The organism is Janthinobacterium sp. GW456P, from assembly GCF_002127655.1.
In the GTDB taxonomy this organism is placed as follows: Bacteria; Pseudomonadota; Gammaproteobacteria; order Burkholderiales; family Burkholderiaceae_D; genus Janthinobacterium.
This window is the reverse complement of sequence record NZ_NEHB01000003.1, coordinates 110,272-129,984: the sequence shown is the minus strand read 5'-3', so window position 1 is coordinate 129,984 and position 19,713 is coordinate 110,272. Positions and strand designations below refer to the sequence as shown.

14 protein-coding genes are annotated in these 19,713 nt (G+C 64.9%); 3 read left to right on the top strand and 11 right to left on the bottom strand.

Translation table 11 applies throughout. The features are described 5' to 3' along the window. Positions 1–134 precede the first annotated feature (134 nt). Positions 135–1,772, top strand: coding sequence for a phosphoethanolamine transferase (locus tag CBW66_RS04600; RefSeq protein WP_086136807.1), 1,638 nt, complete (start codon positions 135–137; stop codon positions 1,770–1,772). Positions 1,773–1,841: 69 nt separating this feature from the next. Here the strand turns inward: CBW66_RS04600 and CBW66_RS04595 are convergent, their stop codons facing one another. The 3 genes from CBW66_RS04595 to lodA form a co-directional block, all read right to left on the bottom strand. Continuing rightward, positions 1,842–2,615 carry a ferredoxin--NADP reductase gene (locus CBW66_RS04595; protein WP_086136806.1) on the bottom strand — a complete coding sequence of 258 codons (774 nt, stop codon included), beginning with the start codon at positions 2,613–2,615 and terminating at the stop codon, positions 1,842–1,844. Between the two features lie 245 nt (positions 2,616–2,860). After that, on the bottom strand, positions 2,861–3,958 hold the full coding sequence (locus CBW66_RS04590) for a tryptophan 7-halogenase (RefSeq protein ID WP_170932820.1): 1,098 nt from the start codon (positions 3,956–3,958) through the stop codon (positions 2,861–2,863). Positions 3,959–3,972: 14 nt separating this feature from the next. Then, entirely contained in the window at positions 3,973–6,183 is a 2,211-nt protein-coding gene (gene lodA / locus CBW66_RS04585) for a CTQ-dependent lysine 6-oxidase LodA (RefSeq protein ID WP_086136804.1), read from the bottom strand. A 287-nt stretch (positions 6,184–6,470) separates the two neighbouring features. Here lodA and CBW66_RS04580 point away from each other — a divergent pair, with 287 nt between their 5' ends. Then, positions 6,471–7,976, top strand: coding sequence for an anion permease (locus CBW66_RS04580; RefSeq protein ID WP_086136803.1), 1,506 nt, complete (start codon positions 6,471–6,473; stop codon positions 7,974–7,976). A gap of 9 nt (positions 7,977–7,985) precedes the next feature. Here the strand turns inward: CBW66_RS04580 and CBW66_RS04575 are convergent, their stop codons facing one another. The 8 genes from CBW66_RS04575 to CBW66_RS04540 form a co-directional block, all read right to left on the bottom strand. Further along, positions 7,986–8,633, bottom strand: coding sequence for a hypothetical protein (locus tag CBW66_RS04575; protein WP_139841559.1), 648 nt, complete (start codon positions 8,631–8,633; stop codon positions 7,986–7,988). Positions 8,634–8,696: 63 nt separating this feature from the next. Beyond that, positions 8,697–9,071: a hypothetical protein gene (locus tag CBW66_RS04570; protein ID WP_086136801.1), complete on the bottom strand. Its 375-nt coding sequence runs from the start codon at positions 9,069–9,071 to the stop codon at positions 8,697–8,699. 19 nt (positions 9,072–9,090) lie between these two features. Next, a complete protein-coding gene (locus CBW66_RS04565) occupies positions 9,091–11,631 on the bottom strand; it encodes an EAL domain-containing protein (protein ID WP_086136800.1) in 2,541 nt (846 codons plus the stop codon). Then, positions 11,628–15,299 carry a response regulator gene (locus CBW66_RS04560; protein WP_086136799.1) on the bottom strand — a complete coding sequence of 1,224 codons (3,672 nt, stop codon included), beginning with the start codon at positions 15,297–15,299 and terminating at the stop codon, positions 11,628–11,630. The genes CBW66_RS04565 and CBW66_RS04560 overlap by 4 nt, the downstream gene beginning before the upstream one ends. A 37-nt stretch (positions 15,300–15,336) precedes the next feature. Then, entirely contained in the window at positions 15,337–16,494 is a 1,158-nt protein-coding gene (locus CBW66_RS04555) for an ABC transporter substrate-binding protein (RefSeq protein ID WP_230492137.1), read from the bottom strand. Positions 16,495–16,618: 124 nt separating this feature from the next. Continuing rightward, positions 16,619–17,626 (bottom strand): NADP-dependent oxidoreductase, encoded by a 1,008-nt coding sequence (locus CBW66_RS04550; protein WP_086136798.1) that lies wholly within the window; start codon positions 17,624–17,626, stop codon positions 16,619–16,621. A gap of 36 nt (positions 17,627–17,662) precedes the next feature. After that, complete coding sequence (locus CBW66_RS04545; RefSeq protein ID WP_086136797.1) at positions 17,663–18,472, bottom strand: oxidoreductase; 810 nt, start codon at positions 18,470–18,472, stop codon at positions 17,663–17,665. An 87-nt stretch (positions 18,473–18,559) separates the two neighbouring features. Further along, complete coding sequence (locus CBW66_RS04540; RefSeq protein WP_086136796.1) at positions 18,560–19,183, bottom strand: TetR/AcrR family transcriptional regulator; 624 nt, start codon at positions 19,181–19,183, stop codon at positions 18,560–18,562. Positions 19,184–19,267: 84 nt separating this feature from the next. Here CBW66_RS04540 and CBW66_RS04535 point away from each other — a divergent pair, with 84 nt between their 5' ends. Next, positions 19,268–19,636, top strand: a complete 369-nt coding sequence (locus CBW66_RS04535) for a gamma-glutamylcyclotransferase family protein (RefSeq protein WP_086136795.1) — start codon at positions 19,268–19,270, stop codon at positions 19,634–19,636. The last annotated feature ends 77 nt before the right edge of the window (positions 19,637–19,713 follow it).

Here is a 19,713-nt window from a genome sequence, read left to right as displayed (position 1 = left end):
ATAACGAAAAGCACTGACAGTTTCTGTCAGGAGTGCGTAGGAAACGATGGTACAACTTGCAAGGGACTGCGCTACAATCGCTGGCCCGTCCGCGCGGGCTTGCCCATGTTCAATGCTTACTCTCCATCGCCTCCATGCTGATTCTGTTTTGCCGTGTCCTGTTCAGCATTGCTGGCCTGCTGCTGTTTTTCCTCTTCGATCAGTTAAGCGCGAACGAATGCCTGAAATTGAGCGTCTTGCTGGCGGCCTTCCTGCTGGGCGTGGGCGGCGTGTTGCATGCGTGGCGCGGCAATGCCGGCGCCGGCGCGATCACCGTGCTGGTGCGCGTCGTGGTGCCCGTGTTTTACCTCGATGCCGCCGTCAAGGGGTTTTTGCGTGGCTATTTTGGCATGCGGCCCAATCCGAATGCCGTTTTACAGGCGATGTTTGCGACAGATCAAGCGGAAACGGGAGAATTCTTCCTGCACAACAGCATCGCCCTGGCGCAATCGGCCGGCTGGTTCGTGTTCGTGACGGCGGCCGTGCTGCTGGCCGACCGCCAGCTGCTGCGCCGGCAGGCGGCGCGGGCCAGTAGCGCGCCGGGCCTGCCGCAAAAAGCCTTTGCCGCCGGCATGGCCGTGTTTCTCGTGCTGCTGCACCTCAACACCACCATGCGGCGCGAAAATCCGGCCCTGTTCTGGCCGCTGCGCTACCAGCAGTACAGCGCGCAGCTGGACGCGATGAAATCGATGCAGCATGCGCTGACGGCGGCCATGGCCGCGCCGCGCGACTGGAATGTGCGCTATGCGGGCGAGGACGCGCGCACCGTCATCCTCGTTATAGGTGAGAGCACCAACCGCGCCTCGATGTCGCTGTACGGCTACCCGCGCGCGACCACGCCCCGGCTCGACGCCATGCGCGCGAAGCTGCTGGTCTTCAATGACGTGATTTCGCCCGCGTCCAGCACGGTGGAATCGATGATGACCATGCTCACGCCGGCTGATATCGGCAACCCCGACGCGTGGATGGCCAAGCCGAATTTGCTGATGCTGGCCGAGGCGGCCGGCTACAAGACGTTCTGGGTGTCGAACCAGACGCGCAACGATGGCTGGATCGGACTGCTGGCGGGCGAGGCCGACGAAAGCGACTTCATCAACTACGGCACCGGCCGCGGCGAAAACAATTTCGATGGCAATCTGTTCCAGCCATTCACCCATGCGCTGCGCGATGCGGCGCCGAAAAAGCTGATCGTCGTGCACTTGCTGGGCGCGCATCCCAGCTATGACATGCGCTATCCCCGCCGCTTCGCCCATTTCGACCGGGCGCAGGACGCCGTCAGCGCGCAGATGGCCAGCCAGGGCAGGTCCGGCTGGATACGCAACCAGCGCGACGAATACGACAACGCCATCCGCTATGGCGATTACGTGCTGGGCACCCTGATCGGCATGGCGGAGCAAGCCAAGAGCGGCCGCGCCGCCTCCTTGCTGTTCGTCTCCGACCATGGGCAGGAAGTTGGCTACAGCCGCAATCATGCGGGCCATTCCGCGTCGGACAAGAGCGGCTATGAAATTCCCATGTTGATCTGGGATAACCAGCAAGCGCCGCAGTCGACGGCCGCGCGCGCCGCGCTGGAAAGCCGGCCGTATCAGACGGACAAGCTCGATGCGACCGTGCTGGGCTTGCTGAAGATCGAAACGCGCTATTACGCGGCGCATGACGATATCCTCAGCAGTGCCTTTACGCCCGTGCAGCGCTTCATGAATGGTTTGCAATACCAGCGCGGCCGCCAATAAAGAAGGCCCGGCGCCGCCGCGGGAAGCGGCGGGGCCGGGCCCCTGCATTTGCTGCGGATTTGCCCTGGATTACTTCTCGGCGAATGCGCGCTCGACCACGAAGTCGCCAGGCGTCGAGGTATTGCCTTCCTTGAAGCCGCGCGCTTCCAGCATGTCTTTCAGGTCGCGCAGCATCTCCGAGCTGCCGCAGATCATCACGCGGTCTTCGGCAGGATTGAGTTCGGGCAGGCCCAGGTCTTTGGCCAGCTTGCCGTTCTCGATCAGTTCCGTGATGCGGCCCATGTTGCGGAAGTCCTCGCGCGTCACGGTCGGGTAGTAGCGCAGCTTGTCGCTGACCATTTCGCCCAGGAATTCATGCTTCGGCAGGTGCTCTTCCAGCAAGTCGTGGTAAGCGAGTTCGTCGACCTGGCGCACGCCGTGCACGAGGATCAGCTGGTCGAAGCGTTCGTAGATGTCCGGATCGCGCACGATGCTGAGGAAAGGCGCCAGGCCCGTGCCCGTCGACAGCATGTACAGGCGCTTGCCTGGCAGCAGGTAGTCGGAGACCAGGGTACCGGTCGGCTTGCGGCCGACGATGACGGTGTCGCCCACTTGCAAGTGTTGCAAACGCGACGTCAATGGGCCGCCCGGCACCTTGATGCTGAAAAATTCCAGGTGGTCTTCGTAATTGGCGCTGGCGATACTGTAGGCGCGCAGCAATGGCTTGCCATCGACGCGCAGGCCGATCATGGTGAAATGGCCATTCGAGAAACGCAGCGACGGGTCGCGCGTGGTGGTAAAGGAGAACAGGGTATCCGTCCAGTGGTGCACGCTTAAAACGCGCTCTTCATTCATCGAACTCATAGTATGTGTTGGCTGGTCAAAAAAATGGTTAGTTGCTGGCAACTGCTGGCAAAAGTGAAACCCTGTGTAGGCCCAGACGCTATTGTACTGGCCTCCACACGAAATTGTTACCGTCTATCGCCGCCAATGCTGCCGCACGCGGTGCCGACATTATAGTGCGAATGGCAAGGCGGGGCTGAAATTCGCCCGGAAACGGGCGGTGGGCATGCGGTCTCTTGACCTGGCTCAGTTTTTCGCCAGCGGCGTCAAGATGCGGCCCGGCGCTGCCAGAACGGCGCTTCGCGCCAGCGCTGTTCGGCGCCGTAGAAGCCGCGCCGCATCTGCAGATAGGTTTCAAACGAGGCGAAGATGCTGCGCCGGTAGCCCGCCGCCATGCCGCGGTCGCCGGCCAGCCAGGCTTCCGCCACCCGCGCCGCATGGATGCCGGACGCCATGGCCTGGCCGATGCCCAGCGACGAGATCGGGTCGAAGCAGGCGGCCGCGTCGCCCGCCGCCGTCCAGTTCTCGTCCGCCGGCAGCGAGGCCACCCGGCTGTGGATGGCGTAGTGGCGCAGGGCGCTTGGCGCGGGCAGGCGCGCCACGATACCGCGCACGTGCAGGGTGCCCATGGCGGCATCGTGCCAGTACGCCGGCTCCTTCAGGCGCAGGCGCTTGAGGATGTCGGCGTCCGTGATGAAGGCCAGCGCCACGCGGTCGCCGGGCAGGGGCGCCGCGTAATACCAGCCATGCTGCGTCGTTTCCACCAGGGTGCGGTGCGGCAGGAATTGAGGTTCCTGCAACTGATAATAGGCGTACAGCGCCACCAGCGAGTCTTCCGTGTGGATGGGACGCTTGCGCTGGCGCACGATGGCCGCCTGCTTGCCGCTGCAATCGATCAGGTAGCGGGCCGTCAGGTCCATTTCCTGCCCCTCGGCCGCCACGCGCAGACGCCATGGGTCGCCGTGTTCGAGCTGCACCAGTTGCGCGGGACGCAACAGCGCCACGCCCGCCTGGCGCGCCTGATCGAGCAGGATGGCGTCATACTGCCTGCGGTCCAGGTGCAAGCCGTGGCCGTGGCTGCTGAAGACGGCGTCGCGCGACATCAATTCCCCGCTGCCCCACGCGGCCGCGTGGGAAAACGCGGGCAGCTGGGCGCCATCGACCAGTTCGCGGCCCACGCCCAGAAAATCGAGCATCGAAAAGATCGATGACGACACCGTTTCGCCGGCCCGGTAATCGTCGAACAGCTGCTTTTCCAGCAAGGCGACGCGCAAGCCCGTATAGCGGGCCAGGGTCAGGGCGGCGGCAGTGCCGGCGGCACCGCCGCCGACGATGGCCACGTCATAGCCGCGCGATGGCGGCATGCCCATCGGCGAACTCAATGTGAAAACCGGCGCCGGTTGGCCGGCATGATTTTCTTCGGCGTGTCATGCAGGGCCACTTGCGCGCCGCCGCTGGCAAACAGCTGCGATGCCTTCTCGGGCACCGTCTGCGGATCCTCGTCCTTGAGGAACCACGCGGGCAGGTAGTTGGCATCGTCGCCCGTGATGAAACTGCTGGCATTGCCGACCCCCACGCTGGCGGCGACGAACTTGGCGTGATTGCGCTCCTTCTCGACGAAGTACGGGTACTGGCGGCCCGCCACGGGGTCCTGGTTCTGATTCACGATGAAACCCAGGTAGTGCCATGAACTGATCATCTGCGAAAAACTGTTCATGCCGCGGCTGTACATCACCTGCATGCCGGCCGGCACGCCGGCGAGCGCCTGTTCTTCCTTGGTGGTGGCGCCGTTGATCACGTTCCACGGGCTTTGCGGCGGCCACCAGTAGGCGTAGTAGGTGGGCGGAATGGGGATGAGCGAATCGGGATTCTTGACCAGGTCCGGATTGTCGAAGTTAATCATCTGCACCGAGCAGTCGTAGAAGTCCGCCTGCCACGGGATGGCCATGCGCTTGGTCAGGTCGCCCGGTTCGCAGCCGGTGCCGACGGTCGGATCGTTCCAGTCCACCGGTTCGCACTCGTCGCGGCCAGCCGACAGACCGTTTTTTGCGTAGTCGGCATCCACGCGGTGCAGGATGGCGTACGGTTTTGCATAGATGATGGGATTGCGCACGCTCCAGGTCACTTCGATGCCGGGGCACATGGGCTCGCCCACGCAATTGCCGATGGCCACGTGGTCGAGCGGGTCGACGCCCGGCAAGGCCAGGCCCGGCGCCGTGGGCGAGAATTTGCCGGCCGCCCATTGTTGCAAAGCGAAATATTGCGTATCCGTCAGCACCGAGAATTTGCTGATGACATTGTTGCGCACGGAATTGCTGCCCGAATTCAGGGGCACGAGCGGTATGCCGGCGCCCGGGTCCTCGGTGGTGGCTTCGCTGAACAGTTGCCCGCCCTGGCCGCCCGTGAAGCCCGGCACCTGTTCTTCCGTGCCGGGCCGGATGGCCGACGGCTTGCGGAAATAACTGAAGAATTTTTCGCGCTGCGGCCGGTTCGCTTCCGAGGCGTCGGCCACGTCGAAGGCGGGACGGATGAAGGCCGTCATCGACGGCACCGTCGCCACCCACTGGTAATCGCCTATGCGGGCAAGGAAAGGGCGGATATCCTGCTCGTAATTGACGACATAGTCCGGGTTCCAGCCATCGCTGCCGCTCCAGCGGGCCGTGTCGTAGGCTTCGGGCAGCGCTTTCTTGTATTTGATGGCCATGTCGGCCACGACGTCATCCCAGGTGGAAATATTCACCAGTTCGGGCGCGAACTTCGGCGAGCCGATGACGACCCACGCTTTCAGTTCCACGGAGGGGCTGCCATCGGTGAAATGGATGGTCGCGCTGACGGGGCCGTCGGCCACGTCGTCGTTCCACGTGTCGCCGCCGCCAAAGCCCGTGATGCTTTCGGAGCCGCCGGCGCGGCCATAGGCGCCGATCACCAGCAGGTTGCCGCGCGAATCCGTGCGCATTTCACCGAGGGTGCGCACCGGATAGCCTTGCGTGATGGCCGTGGGATCGGGGAAGGACACGTGCGCATAGGAACCGGCGCCATCCTTGTCGAAATGGGCCTTGCCCAGCGGCGCGTCCAGGGTGCGCGGTCCCGGATCGACGATCAGTTTTTGCCGTGCCGCATCCCCCGTGACGTCGCCGTTGCGCAAATTGGTCCAGGAGGTGGGCGTCAGCTTCCAGGCAGGCGGCGTATTTTCCCAAGTTTCATAGCTGTTGTACGGGCCAAACATCAAGTCGCCCAGCAGGGGAATGAAGTTCCACCAGGCGGCCTTTTTGTTGGCCACGTGCACTGTCCACTCGATTTTGGCAATGCTCGGGTCTTGCAGGTCGACGAGGACTTTTTCGCCGTGGTGTCCCGGCACCGACTTGTAAATGCGGAAACTGGCGGCCTGGCGCCGCACGCGGCCGGCAGCATCCTTGAATTGGGAAACGTGGACCGGCTTGCCATCGGCCAGCAGCGGATCGTTGTTGCTGTCCGCTTCGATCGGCAACCCGCCTATCGATTCCGGCGCCAGGTAAAACGAATCATGGCTGTTGCCCACGCGGGCGATGCCAATGGATGGGTGGATCGAGTACTGTTCCGTGCTATTCATCAAGTTTTCCCCTAGAAGGTTGGCAATCCTGGTGGCATCTGGCGGCAGCTACGGGGAAAGATACAGAGAAAAATTGCCAAAAAAGTCACCCATTGTCACTTGCCGTCAATATATTCCGCTCTTGTGATAGCGCTCAAGTCAACGATTCTGAAATTTCCTGGCAAGCGCACGCGTAATGGAGCGGGGCGCTGGCACATGAGCTTGTATGATGTTGCTAAAAAGAATTATCACAATTCGCGCGGGCGCCGTTGCCCGCCCGGATGCCTGTCCAGTAAAAGGAAATCATGATGTATAAAACAGTGCGCGACCTGTTCCTGCATTTCAAGGAAGCCGTCCCATTCCGCCTCGTCCCCGCCCTGATCTGCACCGCCTTGTTGGTCGGCATGCTATTGCTGCCGGCGCCCGAAGGCTTGACGCCCAAGGCCTGGGGCCTGGTGGCGATCTTCCTCACCACGATTTTGGCGATCATATTAAAAGTCATGCCCATCGGCGTGATGGCGATGATGGCCATTGTCATTGTTTCCTTGTCGCAGGTGACGTCGACCTCGTCCAAGGGCGCCATCACGGATGCGCTCAGCAGTTTCTCGAATCCATTGATCTGGCTGATCGTCGTGGCGATTTTGATATCGCGCGGCTTGAAAAAGACAGGGCTGGGCAGCCGCATCGGCCTGCTGTTCATCTCGCTGCTGGGCAAGCGCACCATGGGCATCGGTTATGGCCTTGCGATCTGCGAACTGGTGCTGGCGCCATTTACGCCCAGTAACACGGCGCGCGGCGGCGGCATCGTCCACCCCGTCATGAAATCGATCGCCAACGCCTTCGATTCGGATCCGGCCAAGGGTACGGAAAAGAAAGTGGGCACCTATCTGGCCCTCGTCAACTACCATGCCAACCCCATCACGTCGGCCATGTTCCTGACGGCCACGGCGCCCAATCCGCTGGTGGTCGATTTCGTGGCCAAGGCCAGCGGCCAGAGTTTCCACCTGACATGGACCACCTGGGCCCTGTGCATGCTGCTGCCGGGCCTGGTCTGCCTGCTGGTGATGCCTTTGATCATCTATTGGCTGTCCCCGCCGGAACTGAAGGCCACGCCCGACGCCGTCACCTACGCGAAGGCGGAATTGAAGGGCATGGGCCCGCTGTCGCCGCCGGAAAAGGTCATGCTGGGCACCTTCGCCCTGTTGCTGCTGCTGTGGGCCAACGTGCCCGCCATGCTGTTCGGCCCCGCGTTTTCGCTCGATGCGACGGTGGTCGCCTTTGTCGGCTTGTTCGTGCTGATCATTACCGGCACCATCGACTGGGACGACGTGCTGTCGGAAAAGAGCGCCTGGGACACTCTGGTGTGGTTCGGCGCCCTCGTCATGATGGCGGAGCAGCTGAACAAGACGGGCGTGATCGCCTGGTTCTCGGCCGGCATGAAGGCGGCGATTGTCGCCAGCGGCATGGACTGGCTGCCGATCGCCGGCGTCCTCGTGCTGGTGTTTGTCTTTTCGCATTACTTCTTTGCCAGCACGACAGCGCACATCAGCGCCATGCTGCTGGCCTTTCTGACCGTGGGCCTGCACCTGATCCCGGCCGCATACCACGTGCCGTTCATGCTGATGATGACGGCCGGCTCGGCCATCATGATGACCCTGACCCACTATGCGACGGGTACCTCGCCCATCATCTTCGGCAGCGGCTTCGTGACGATGGGCAACTGGTGGCGTGTCGGTTTCATCATGTGCGTGCTGGAACTGCTGATCTTTGCCGTCGTCGGCAGCGTCTGGTGGAAGGTGCTCGGCTACTGGTAAACGAACACGCTACAGCTGGCGCGCCAGCCGCTGCACCGTCAGCAGGCAGTGCGCCAGCTCGCCGCCGGTGGCGCGCTTCCACAGCATGGCCGCTTGCGACCAGGCTTTTTTTTCCAGCAAGTCCCTGAGAGCCTCCTGTTGCGCGTCCGGCAAGCCGCCGAACTGGCGCAGCTCCAGCGAGCGGGGCTGGCCGTGGCGGCCGGCCGGGTCCCGCTCTTCGATTTCCTCATGCAGGCTGCCGCAGCGGTGCACGGCGCCGGCCGCGTCGATGGCCGCCAGCGCCAGGTCGGGCGTTTCTTCCAGATCGTAGCCCAGGTCGCGGCAGGGTTCGTCGATCAGCTGGGCGATGTTATAGATCGTGAGCACCTGCGCCGAGCGCACGACGTCCGTCAGGTCGTGCACATTGACGCCAGCGTCCAGCAGGCGCTGCAGGGCAGGGGCGTTGATGAAGGGAAAGCCTGATTCGCCCAGCGCGCGCCAGCGCTCCAGCCACTGGGGCCGCGGCAAGCTTTCATCGACGACATCGGCCCACAGGCCGCGCAGCAGCAACTGCCGCAGCAAGGGACCATATTTTTTCTGTTCAATATCCTGCGCCAGGGCATCGGCCTGTGTCGCATCGAAGCCCGCTTCCTGCAATCGCCCCGTGATCGTTGTCATTCTCCGCCGCCTGCCTTTCCCTGTTTGTGTGTGCAGGCGGCATCATATATGCAAGCACGGCCGTCACGGCAACTGGCCGCGCACGACTTGCAGCAGATAGGCGCGCGCCGCGCCGCGCTCCATGCCTTTTTCCTGCAGCAGCGGTAGCAGGCGCTCAAACAGCTGGCGCCGCTGCAGCGATGGCTCGGACCTGTCGCGCCTGTCCGAAAAGAAATCCATCAGGGTCGAGCCGCACAGGCAATTGCGGTAGACCTCGACGATGGCCACGTTGTTGTCATCGAAGCTTTGTTTCAGCCCGGAGACATTCGGGCGCATCGATCGCGTCTGCACAATAAACTCGTCGGCCGTGGCGAAGACGCGCCCGCAGCAGGCGCAATGTTTGGGAAAGGCGGCCTCGGCCAGGGCGCGCAAGCCTGCGAAGAACAGCTGCTCCTGCATGATGGCTCCTGGCGGCGCGCTAGGCGGCGCGGTTGCTGATCTCGACGCCATGGGGCCCCAGCGGCGGCCGCTGCACGCCCGATTCGAAGCGCTGGAAGGCTTCGCGCAGGTGGTCTTTCAGCAGGGTTTCGTCCCATGGCTTGGTGATGAATTTGTACACCGAGCCTTCGTTGATGGCCGCCGTGACCGAATGCAGCTCAGGGTAGCCGGACAGCATCACGCGCACAATCTCGGGATAGACGCCCTTGATGCGGCGCAATAGTTCGTTGCCCGACATGCCCGGCATGCGCGCATCCGTGAGGATCACGCCCACCGCGTGGGCGGCGACCAGTTCCAGTGCTTCCTGCGGATTGGTGGTGCTGAGTATCTGGTAGCCTTCCTTGCGCAGCGAGCGGCGCAGGGCGGACAGGATATGCTCCTCGTCGTCCACCAGCAGCAGCACGCGCTGGGGCGCCACGGCATGGCAGCTCTCGGGCGGCAAATGAGTGCCTGCATGCAACATCAGATCCATCTCGGCGCCGGGCAGGGGGCGGCTGAAGTAATAGCCTTGCATGGCGTCGCAGCGGTTGGTGTTGAGGAAACCCAATTGCCCCTCCGTTTCCACGCCTTCGGCCACCGTGGTCAGGTGCAGCGACTTGGCCATGGCGATGATGGAGCGGGTCAGCGAAGCGCCATCCACGCTGTCGGTCACGTCGCGGATGAACGATTGGTCGATCTTGACCACGTCGATGGGAAATTGCTTCAGATAGGACAGGCTGGAATAGCCGGTGCCGAAGTCGTCCAGCGACAGGGTGACGCCGATTTCCTTCAACTGCTCCAGCGCCCGCACCACGAGGTCGCGGTTTTGCATCAGCACGCTCTCCGTCAGCTCCAGCTCCAGGCAGTGCGCCGGCAGGCCGCTGTCGGCCAGCACTGCGCGCACCAGTTCCGGCATGTCGACCTGGCGGAACTGGCGTGCCGACACGTTGACGGCCATCGTCAGGTGCGTAAAGCCGTACGCATGCCACACGCCCAGTTGCGCGCACGCCGTGCGCAGCACCCATTCGCCGATGGGCACGATCATGCCTGTTTCCTCGGCCAGGGGAATGAAGCGCTCAGGCGGCACCAGGCCGATGCCGTCGCGGCGCCAGCGCAGCAGCGCTTCCATGCCATAAATCTTGCCGCTGGTGAGGTCGACCTTGGGCTGGTAATGCAATTCCAGCTCGTTCAGCGCCAGCGCCTGGTGCAGCGCGTGTTCGATTTCGGCCCGCTCTTCCACCAGTACGCCCATCTTGTGGTTGTAGAACTGGCAGCCATTGCGGCCCTTGTCCTTGGCGCTGTAGAGGGCCGCGTCGGCCGTCTTGAGCAACATGTCGGCGCTGTCGCCGTCCGAGGGAAAGACGCTGGCGCCGATACTGGTGCTGACGTGCAGGGTATGTTCGCCCAGCACGACAGGATCGGCGAACAGCTCGAGTACCTTTTTCACGATTTGTTCGGCCGTTTCGATGTCGGGCAGGTCCGTCAGCAGGACAACGAATTCGTCGCCGCCCTGGCGGGCCACAGTGTCGCCTTCGCGCACGGCCAGCTTGAGCCGGCGCGCCACTTCCTGCAGCAGGGCATCGCCCACGGGGTGGCCATAGCTGTCGTTGACGAACTTGAAACGGTCGAGGTCCAGCATCAGCGTAGCCAGGTGCAAACGGGTGCGGCGGGCATGGGCGATGGCCTGGCCGATGCGGTCGTTCAGCAGCTGGCGGTTGGGCAAGTCCGTCAGCGCATCATGGTTGGCCAGGTATTCGATGCGCCTTTGCTGCAGCTTGCGTTCCGTGATGTCCTGCACGGTACCGCGCATCAGCAGCACCTGATGGCCTTCACGCACGGCTTCGGCCTGGTGAAAGACGATGCACTCGCCGCCGTCGGGCCGCAGCACCTTGTGCTCCAGGCTGTAGCTGGTGCCGTTGGCATGCAGTTCCATGAAGGCATCGAGCAGCAGGGGCCGCTGGTCTTCGGGCAGGCATTGCAGCAAACGGTCGAAGCTGGTGGGGCCGGAAGCGGCCTCCAGGCCCAGGATGCGCAGCAGTTCCGGCGACCAGTAGCCGTCGCCGCCGGCAACACGGTATTCCCAGTTGCCGAGGCGTGCCAGCGCCTGCGCGTGGCTGAGGCTTTCCTGGATGCGGCTCAATTCGGTGAGCGCGCTGCTGGCTCGCAGCAGGTAGCGCAGGCGGTGCGCCAGCAGCCGCCATTGCATCGGCTTGGAGATGAAATCGCTGGCGCCCGCTTCCAGCGCCTGCTTGATGGAGTCATCGTCATCGTTGCCGGTCAGCACGACGATGGGCACGTGCGCGCCGCCGGGCAGCCGGCGCAGCTGTGCGCAGCATTCGAAGCCGCTCATGCCGGGCATGGCGACGTCGAGCAGGATCAGGTCGGGCACGCCGCGCTGGAAGGCGGCCAGCGCTTCCAGGCCGCTGGCCGCTTCCACGATGCGGAAGCCTTCCGGCTCCAGCGCTTCCGTCACCAGGATGCGCGTCATGGTGTCGTCATCGACCACTAGGACCAGTGCTTGCGGGGGCTGTGCGGTATTCATAGGGTTTCCTTCTCAATGGCCAGGGCGGCGAGGACACGGTCGAGTTCTTGCTGGATGCCGCGGATATGCTGCAGCGCGCTGCCGACGTCATTGCCGCGCGCATATTGTTCGATTTCACGGCAGGTGGCCGACAAGCCCAGCGCGCCCACATTGGCGCAGCTGGACTTGAGCGTGTGCGCCGCCAGCTGCAGCGCCGCGGCGTCGCTGGCCTCGGCCGCCACTTCCAGCTGGCCCAGCAGACGCGGCGCGTCGCTGTGGAACAGGTCGATGATGCGGCCCAGCACGTCGGGACGGCCGGGACGCCGCATGGCGCGCAGGTTTTGCAGGGCGGCGGCGTCGAGGACAGGGTTTGCTCCGCGCGCCGCCGCCGGGACGGCTTCCGTCGCCTCGACCGTCGCCTCCGCCGTCTCCACTGCCGCCGACGGGCGCCAGCGGGCCAGCACGGCCAGCAGGGCGGCGCGCGTGTACGGCTTGGCGAGGTAGTCGTCCATGCCCGCCTCCAGGCACAGTTCGCGGTCGCCCAGGATGGCGTTGGCCGTCAGGGCAATGATGGGCGTGCGGGGGCGGCCTTGCTGGGCTTCCATGCGGCGCAAACGCCGGGTCGCTTCGAAGCCGTCCATTTCCGGCATCTGGCAATCCATCAGGATCACATCGAACGGGTAGCGCTCCCACAGGGCCAGTGCGCGCCGCCCGTTGTCGGCCGGCGTGGCCTCGTAGACCGTGTCTTCCAGCATGGCCAGGGCGATTTCCTGGTTGATCGCGTTGTCTTCCACCAGCAGCATGCGCAGCGGGGCCTGGCCAGGGGCTGCGCCAGCCGCATCCGGCGCGGCGGGCAGGGCAGACGTGGCCGGTATGGCAGCCGTCGCTGGCGCCAGGGTGCCGAAGCCGCCGACGGCCTCGACGCAGTGGCGCAATTCCAGCGCCCGCACGGGCTTGGTCAGGCAGTATTCCACGCCCAGCGCCGTCACCTGGCGCAGATCGGCCGAGGCATCCAGTGAACTGAGCATGATGATTTTCAGCGCCGCCATGCGCGCGTCGCCCTTGATTGCCCGCACCAGCTCGGCGCCATCCATGACGGGCATGCGCATGTCGATGATCGCCAGGTCGAACGGGCGCCCGCTACGCAGCGCCCCTTGCAGCAGATTCAGCGCTTCGGCGCCGTCGGCGGCGCTGGCGGCGGCCATCTGCCACTCGATCGCGTGCTGCAGCAGGATACTGCGGTTGGTGGCGTTGTCGTCCACGATCAGCACGTTCAAGGCATTGAGCGGCACGCGCGGCGGCGGCGCCGCTGGCGCATCCTCGGGCGCCACCTCGCCGACGACGACGGTGACGGCGAAGCTGGAGCCCTGTCCCGCCACGGAGTGGAGCACGATGTTGCCGCCCATCATTTCCGCCAGCTGCTTGATGATGGCCAGGCCCAAGCCCGTGCCGCCGTACTTGCGCGAGGTGGTGCTGTCGGCCTGGCGGAACGGCTGGAAGACGGCCGCCGCCGCTTCCGGCGCCATGCCGATGCCCGTGTCGCGCACTTCCAGGCGCACCTGGCCGGCGGCCGGGCAGCTGACATCGACGGAAATTTCACCCCGTTCCGTGAACTTGGTGGCGTTGTTGAGCAGGTTGGTGAGGATCTGGCGCAGGCGCACGGGGTCGCCGCGCACGTGCTGCGGCACATCGGAGGCGATGCGGCAGGTAAATTCGATGGCCTTGCGCTGGATGCCGTTGGCAAACAGCGCCACCACGTCGTCGATCATCTGGCGCAGGTCGAAGGGGATGTCTTCGAGCACCAGCTTGCCCGCCTCGATCTTGGAAAAATCGAGGATGTCGTCGATGATGCTGAGCAAACTTTCGCCGGAACGGTGCACTGTGTGCACGAAACGCTGCTGCTTGGGACTGAGTTCCGTACGCTGCAGCAATTCCGTCATGCCCAGTACGCCATTCATGGGGGTGCGGATCTCGTGGCTCATCTTGGCCAGGAATTCCGACTTGGCGCGGTTGGCGGCGTCCGCCTCGGCCTTGGCTTGCTTGAGCGCCAGGTCGCGCTGTTCGACGTGCTCGAGCATGCCGTTGAAGCCCGTGATCAGCTGCCCCAGTTCATCGCTGCCATGCTGCGCCACGCGTACCGACAGCGCCTTGCCGCCGCGGATATGGGCAATCGCATGGGACAATCGCGCCAGCGGCCCGGCGATCGATGCGCTGATCAGTCCCGTGATGGCCACGCAGGCCAGCAGCAGCACCAGCGCGATGCCGAGGATCAGCACGAAGGCATGGCGCACGCCGTCGCGCACCTTGACCACCGCATCCTGCTGTTGCCCCGTGATGCGCGCCACCTGCTGCGCGGAATAGGCAGCCTGCTCGCGCTCGAAGGCGCGCACATGGTCGATGACCTCGCCCAGCGCCGTTTGGCTGTCCAGCACGCTGCCCTTGGCCTGCACCAGCCGCTGTCCCGAGCGCTCCACCGCGTCCAGGTAGGTATTGACGCTGCGCGTTTCTGCCAGCAAGCCCAGCTGGCCTATGCTTTGCAGCAAGGTCTGCATGGTGGCCATGTCGCCGTGCAGGGCGCCGATGCGCAGCGCGATATCGTCGCCCAGGCGCGTGACGTCGGCGGCGGCCGTGGCGAGCATGACTTCGCCCACGTCGATGCTGATGGCGTCGACGGCCAGGTTGATTTCTCCGCTGGCATCCTCGATGCGGGCCGAGGTGCGCATATAGCGGCCGGCTTCCGCCAGGCGGTCGCGTCCTATGGCCAGCTGCAGTTCGATGGGGTCGAGCTCCTCGGCCAGGCGCAGGTGGGCGCTGGCCAGCGTGGCGGCGATCTGTTCCTTGAGCGCGGCATATTGCGCCTGCTGCGCCGCGCTGGCGCCGCCCTCGGCCAGCAACCCCGCGCGCAAGGTCATCAGGCCGCTGGCGGGATCGAGCAGCCGGCGCGCCGTGGCGAGCACGTTTTCCCGCAGCGCCTGCTGGGCAGGGCTGATGCCCCGTTCGCCGCTTCCCGCCAGGTGCGCGACGGCGGCCGTCAGCCGTTCGCGCAAGGGGGCGATGCGGAAACGGCTTTTCACGGCCTCCGTCTCGGCCAGCGAAATCTGCATGTCGAGTATGCTCTTGCGCACGTCGGTCAGATAGCGGGCGTTCTCGTTCAGGCGCTGGCTTTGCAGCTGCACTTCGGCGGCCGTGGCCTGGGCCTGGCTGTCGACCAGGCGGATCCTGCCGCGCGCGCCCTTGGCGGCGGCCTTGATCTGCGCCAACACTTGCCGCATCTCCGTCGCCTGCGCCTTGTAATAGGCCTCGTTTTCCAGGCGTTTGCGCACGGCGACGCGCATGCGCTGGAATTCCTGTTCGAAGGCCGTGTGATAGCGCGGTGCCTGCGACTCGCCATGGCGCCGCAATTGCTGGCTGATGCTTTCGGCGGTCCGGATATTGGCAACGATCTTGTTCGACACCTGCTCGAGCTGCGCCAGGTCTTCCGCCTTGCCCAGCTCGAAAAAATCCGAGGCCAGGTCCTGCACGGTATAGCGCAGGCGCAACACGTCCGTGTACAGCGGGACCGTCTCGTCGGTCAAGCCGTGCACATGGGTTTCGATGCCTTTCACCAGCAGCAGGCTGGCCGCCGCCATGGCCGCCACGCCGGCCAGCAGGACGGAGGTACTGATGATCAGCTTGGTCCTGATTTTCATGCCAGGCTCCAAGGTGGGCCGGAAAAGCGGGCGCGCATCACTTTGCGCCTGGCGCCAGGTCTGCCGGAACGATCTTGCCGTCGGCGATGCGGGTCAGGAACACGGCCGTCGACGCCTGGTGGTCGCCTGGGCCCAGCGTGACCCGCATGCCGCCGAGGTCGAGCCGGTCGAAGGTTTCGAAACTCTGGATCAGGCGCTCGCGCGTCAGGTCCGCGCCCGCGCGGCGCAGCGCCGCCACCATCAGGGTGGCCGAGATGCAGCCCTCGAAACTGACGAACGACAGCCTGGCGGCCGGCACATGCCTTGCCAGCAAGGCGGCGCACTCGGCGGCGATCGGCAACTGGCGGTCTTCCGGCAGGGGCACGACCTGCGAAATGACGATGTTGTTGCCTTCCGTGCCCAGCAGTTGCAGCAGGCTGTCCGTGCCGACAAACGATACCGTGGCCAGCGCCGCCTTCAGCCCTGCGGGCCCCGCTTCGCGCACGAAGGCGGCCACCGGCGTGTAGGGGCCGGCCATAACCACCGCTTGCAGGTCGTGGCCGATCAGGGCCGCCAGGCCCGCCTTGACGGCCGTCGTGCCGCGCTGGAAGGAACCCTTGGCGACGAGGTCCAGGCCGCGCCGCTGCAGCGCCCGCACCGTGCCGTCGAGCACGGCATTGCCGAAGCCGTCGTCCTGGTACAGCACGCCAAAGCGCTTGACGCCCCGGCTGGTGAAATACTGCACCAGGGCATCGGATTCATCGTCGTAACTGGCACGGAAGTTGATGATTTCATGCACCACGGGGTGGCGCAAGGTCATTGCGCCCGTAAACGCGCCCACCAGCGGCACCTTCATTTCCTGGACGATCGGGATGACGGCATTGGTGGTGGGCGTGCCCACGTTGCCGAACAGGGCGAATACCTGTTTTTCCTCGACCAGCCTGAGCGTCTCGCTGATTGCCCGGTCGGGATCGTAGCCATCGTCCGCCACCACCAGCTCGATGGTGCGGCCGTGAATGCCGCCGCTCCGGTTCGCTTCCTGGAAAACGGCCGTCGCGCCATCGAGCATGGCCCGCCCCAGCCCCGCGGCCGCCCCCGTCTGGGCATTGACCATGCCCAACAGGATGTGCGTCCCGGTGACGCCCGGTTCGGCGGCATGGACCATGCCGGCCACGAGGGTGCAAGCGAGCCAGCAGCATTCCGGGGAAAAGCGCATGAGCTACCTTTATTGAGGTTGAGCGGTATCAATAGACATGGGGTTGACAACGAGTATGGAGGAAATTGCCAACGAAAAACTCACACATAATCACGGCGCCCGAAGCCGTTGCGGCGCAGCCCGTTCAAGGCAAGGGCAGCTGCACCACCACCTTGCCGCGCGCGCGTCCCTGCGCCAGGTAGGCCAGCGCCTGTTTTGCCTCAAGAAAAGGAAACACTTGGTCGATCACGGGGCGGATGCTGCCCGCCTCAAGCAGGGCGGCGATCTGCGCCAGCTGGCTGCCGTCGGGGCGCACGAAGTGGAAGGCATAGCTGGCGCCGCGCCGCCGCGCCAGGCCGATGATCTTGCGGCTGAGCAAACCGAACACCAGTTTCAATACCACGTTCATGCCGCGCGCGCGGGCGAAAGCGGTGTCCGGCGGGCCGATCAGTGAGATGACGTGGCTGCCAGGCTTGACGATCCGCATGGCCTTTTCCAGCCCGTCGCCGCGCACCGTGCCCAACACGGCGTCGTAATCGCGCAGCACGTCCTCGAACGGCTGCTGTTTGTAGTCGATGACCTCATCTGCGCCCAGGCTGCGCACCAGCGCCACGTTCGCCGTGCTGGTGGTGGTGCCCACGCGGGCGCCTAAGTGCCTGGCCAGCTGGATGGCGAATGTGCCGATGCCGCCGGAACCGGCCGGGATGAACACTTTCTGGCCCGGCTTCAGTTGCATGCGCTCGTGCATGGCTTGCCACGCCGTCAGGCCCACCATGGGGATCGAGGCCGCCTGCACGAAATCAAGGTTCGCCGGTTTCAGCGCGGCCGCCTGTGCCGGCACGACAGCGAATTCGGCCAGGCTGCCGTGTGGCGTGTCGAAAATACTCGCATACACTGCGTCGCCCGCCTTGAAGCGCGTAACGCCGCTGCCCACTTCCACGACGATGCCGGCCAGGTCGCTGCCCAGGGTGGCGGGCAAGCGCAGTTTTAATATCGGCTTGAAGTCGCCCTTGGGAATCAGGTAGTCGATGGGATTGAGTCCGACGGCGTACACCCGCACCAGCAGTTCGCCGGGGCCGGGCGTCGGGCGGGGCAGGTCGGCAAACGCCACGTGATCGAGGCCGCCGTATCGTTGGAGTTGCAATGCTTGCATGATGTTCTCTCTGAATGCTGGAAAAAATGCTGGCGCTCAGGCCAGGCGCAGGTCCTTGCGCAAGCCGGCGTCCATCAGCGACGCGGGCAGGAAGCGGCGCATCAGGCGCAAGCGCGCCGCCAGCGGCCCGGCCGTATAGCGCAATTTCGGCCGGCTTGCCTGGGCCGCCGCCAGGACGGTATCGGCCACCACGCCAGGGTCGTCGGCGCCGGCCATCAGCGCTTGCAGCCGGCTTGTAACGGCCGCGCTCACTTGCCGGTAGGCCGGCAGCGGGGTATCGGGCGCCAGCAGATTGGCTTCGAACGTGGTTTTCGTATAGGCCGGTTCGATGACGCTGGCGCGGATGCCCCAGCCGCGCACTTCATGGTCGAGCGATTCAGTGTAGCCCTCGATCGCGTGCTTGGAGGCGGAATACAGCGCGCCGTAGGGCATGGGCAAAAAGCCCACGACGGAACCGATATTGAGGATGCGCCCGCCGCCCTGGGCCCGCATGTGCGGCAGCACGGCCAGGGTCATGCGCAGCACGCCATAAAAATTCGTGTCGAAGATGGCTTGTGCCTGCGCGATGCTGCTTTCCTCGGCGCCCGCCGGTGCCACGCCGAAGCCGGCGTTATTGACGAGCAGGTCGATGCGGCCTTCGCGCCGCATCAGCTCGGCCACGGCGGCCGCTACCGAGTCATCGCTGGTGACGTCGAGCGCCAGCATCGTGTAGCCGACCGCATCGGCTTGCGCGCCGCGGCGGCTGGTGCCGTACACCGTGTAGCCCGCCTGCGCCAGGCGTTGGGCCGTGGCCGCGCCGATGCCGGACGAGGCGCCGGTGACCAGGGCAATCTTGTTATTGTTCATGGCAGTCCTTCAGTGATTGACAGTATTGAATATGATGATCGTCATATTTTTGTTTAAAAAAACCGGGACGGACCCGGGCCATGGGCATTACGGCTGGTGTGTGTCTTGGAACTGCGCCAGGGTGGCCGCGCACAGCGCGTCCGACAGGGCTGGCTCGTCGACGGCGCGCGCCAGGATGGTGGTGCCGATCATGGCGCACACCGTCGCCATCGCTTGCGCGTGCGCTTCGGGCTGGCCCCAGTTCGGCAGCTGGCGCGCGAACAGGTCGATCATTTCCTTGATATGGATGGTGGCGGCGCGCCGCACCTCGGGCGCCTGGCGCGGCATTTCCGAGCCCAGCGCCGAGACGGGGCAGCCCACCTCGATGGCGGCGATGTGTTCGGGCGACAGATACGCGGCCAGCATGGCAGTCAGCGCCTGGCCGGGCGGGGCGGCGGCCGCCACTTTGGCCGCCAGCGCCACCGCTTCGGCGCCGGCGCGGTCGCCCGCTTCGGCCAGCAGCGCGTCGCGCGAGGCGAAGTGCGCATAAAAGCCGCCGTGCGTCAGGCCCGCTTCCTTCATGATGTCGGCCACGCCGGTGCCCGCATAGCCGCTGCGGCGGATGGCACGCGTGGCCACCTCGACGATGCGTGCATGGGTGGCTTCCTTGCGGCTTTGCGCCGTGGGCTTGGCAACTGAGTGGTTTGATGAATTCTGCATGACGATCATCATATCGCAGTTTTCAAAACCGTGCAGGGCCTGTGCCGGCAAAAGGCGCTACGATGGACGCTATCGACATGCGACCAGGAGAGGCAGATGGCAACGATTCCAGCGGCAACGACAGAACACCTGTTTTCCTACGGCACCTTGCAGCAGCCCGGGGTGCAACTGGCCACCTTCGGGCGCCTGCTCGACAGCCGGCCCGACCAGTTACCCGGCTACCGCCTGGCGTTGCTGGCCATCGACGATGCGCAGGTGGTGGCGACCAGCGGCAAGACGCATCATCAGATCGCCTCGCGCGGCGAGCCGACGGATAGCGTGCCGGGCGCCGTGCTGGCCGTCTCGCCCGAGGAATTGCGGCAGGCGGACGGCTACGAGGTGGCCGACTACCGGCGCGAGCGCGTCACCCTGGCGTCGGGCCTGCAAGCCTGGGCCTACGTGGATGCGCGCGATGCCGCTTCTTGAGCGGCATCGCAACAGGTGAATGGGGGGGAGAAGTGCGGAAGTGCCGGCACGGGCGGCTTGCCCATGCCGGCTATTGC

Bases quoted from the DNA above. Each gene is read 5' to 3' on its own strand.
- CBW66_RS04580 (WP_086136803.1), top strand. From the start codon at position 6,471: ATGTATAAAACAGTGCGCGACCTGTTCCTGCATTTCAAGGAAGCCGTC.
- CBW66_RS04565 (WP_086136800.1), bottom strand. From the start codon at position 11,631: ATGAATACCGCACAGCCCCCGCAAGCACTGGTCCTAGTGGTCGATGAC.
- CBW66_RS04595 (WP_086136806.1), bottom strand. From the start codon at position 2,615: ATGAGTTCGATGAATGAAGAGCGCGTTTTAAGCGTGCACCACTGGACG.
- CBW66_RS04545 (WP_086136797.1), bottom strand. From the start codon at position 18,472: ATGAACAATAACAAGATTGCCCTGGTCACCGGCGCCTCGTCCGGCATC.
- CBW66_RS04590 (WP_170932820.1), bottom strand. From the start codon at position 3,958: ATGCCGCCATCGCGCGGCTATGACGTGGCCATCGTCGGCGGCGGTGCC.
- lodA (WP_086136804.1), bottom strand. From the start codon at position 6,183: ATGAATAGCACGGAACAGTACTCGATCCACCCATCCATTGGCATCGCC.
- CBW66_RS04540 (WP_086136796.1), bottom strand. From the start codon at position 19,183: ATGATGATCGTCATGCAGAATTCATCAAACCACTCAGTTGCCAAGCCC.
- CBW66_RS04550 (WP_086136798.1), bottom strand. From the start codon at position 17,626: ATGCAAGCATTGCAACTCCAACGATACGGCGGCCTCGATCACGTGGCG.
- CBW66_RS04570 (WP_086136801.1), bottom strand. From the start codon at position 9,071: ATGCAGGAGCAGCTGTTCTTCGCAGGCTTGCGCGCCCTGGCCGAGGCC.
- CBW66_RS04560 (WP_086136799.1), bottom strand. From the start codon at position 15,299: ATGAAAATCAGGACCAAGCTGATCATCAGTACCTCCGTCCTGCTGGCC.
- CBW66_RS04600 (WP_086136807.1), top strand. From the start codon at position 135: ATGCTGATTCTGTTTTGCCGTGTCCTGTTCAGCATTGCTGGCCTGCTG.
- CBW66_RS04575 (WP_139841559.1), bottom strand. From the start codon at position 8,633: ATGACAACGATCACGGGGCGATTGCAGGAAGCGGGCTTCGATGCGACA.
- CBW66_RS04535 (WP_086136795.1), top strand. From the start codon at position 19,268: ATGGCAACGATTCCAGCGGCAACGACAGAACACCTGTTTTCCTACGGC.
- CBW66_RS04555 (WP_230492137.1), bottom strand. From the start codon at position 16,494: ATGCGCTTTTCCCCGGAATGCTGCTGGCTCGCTTGCACCCTCGTGGCC.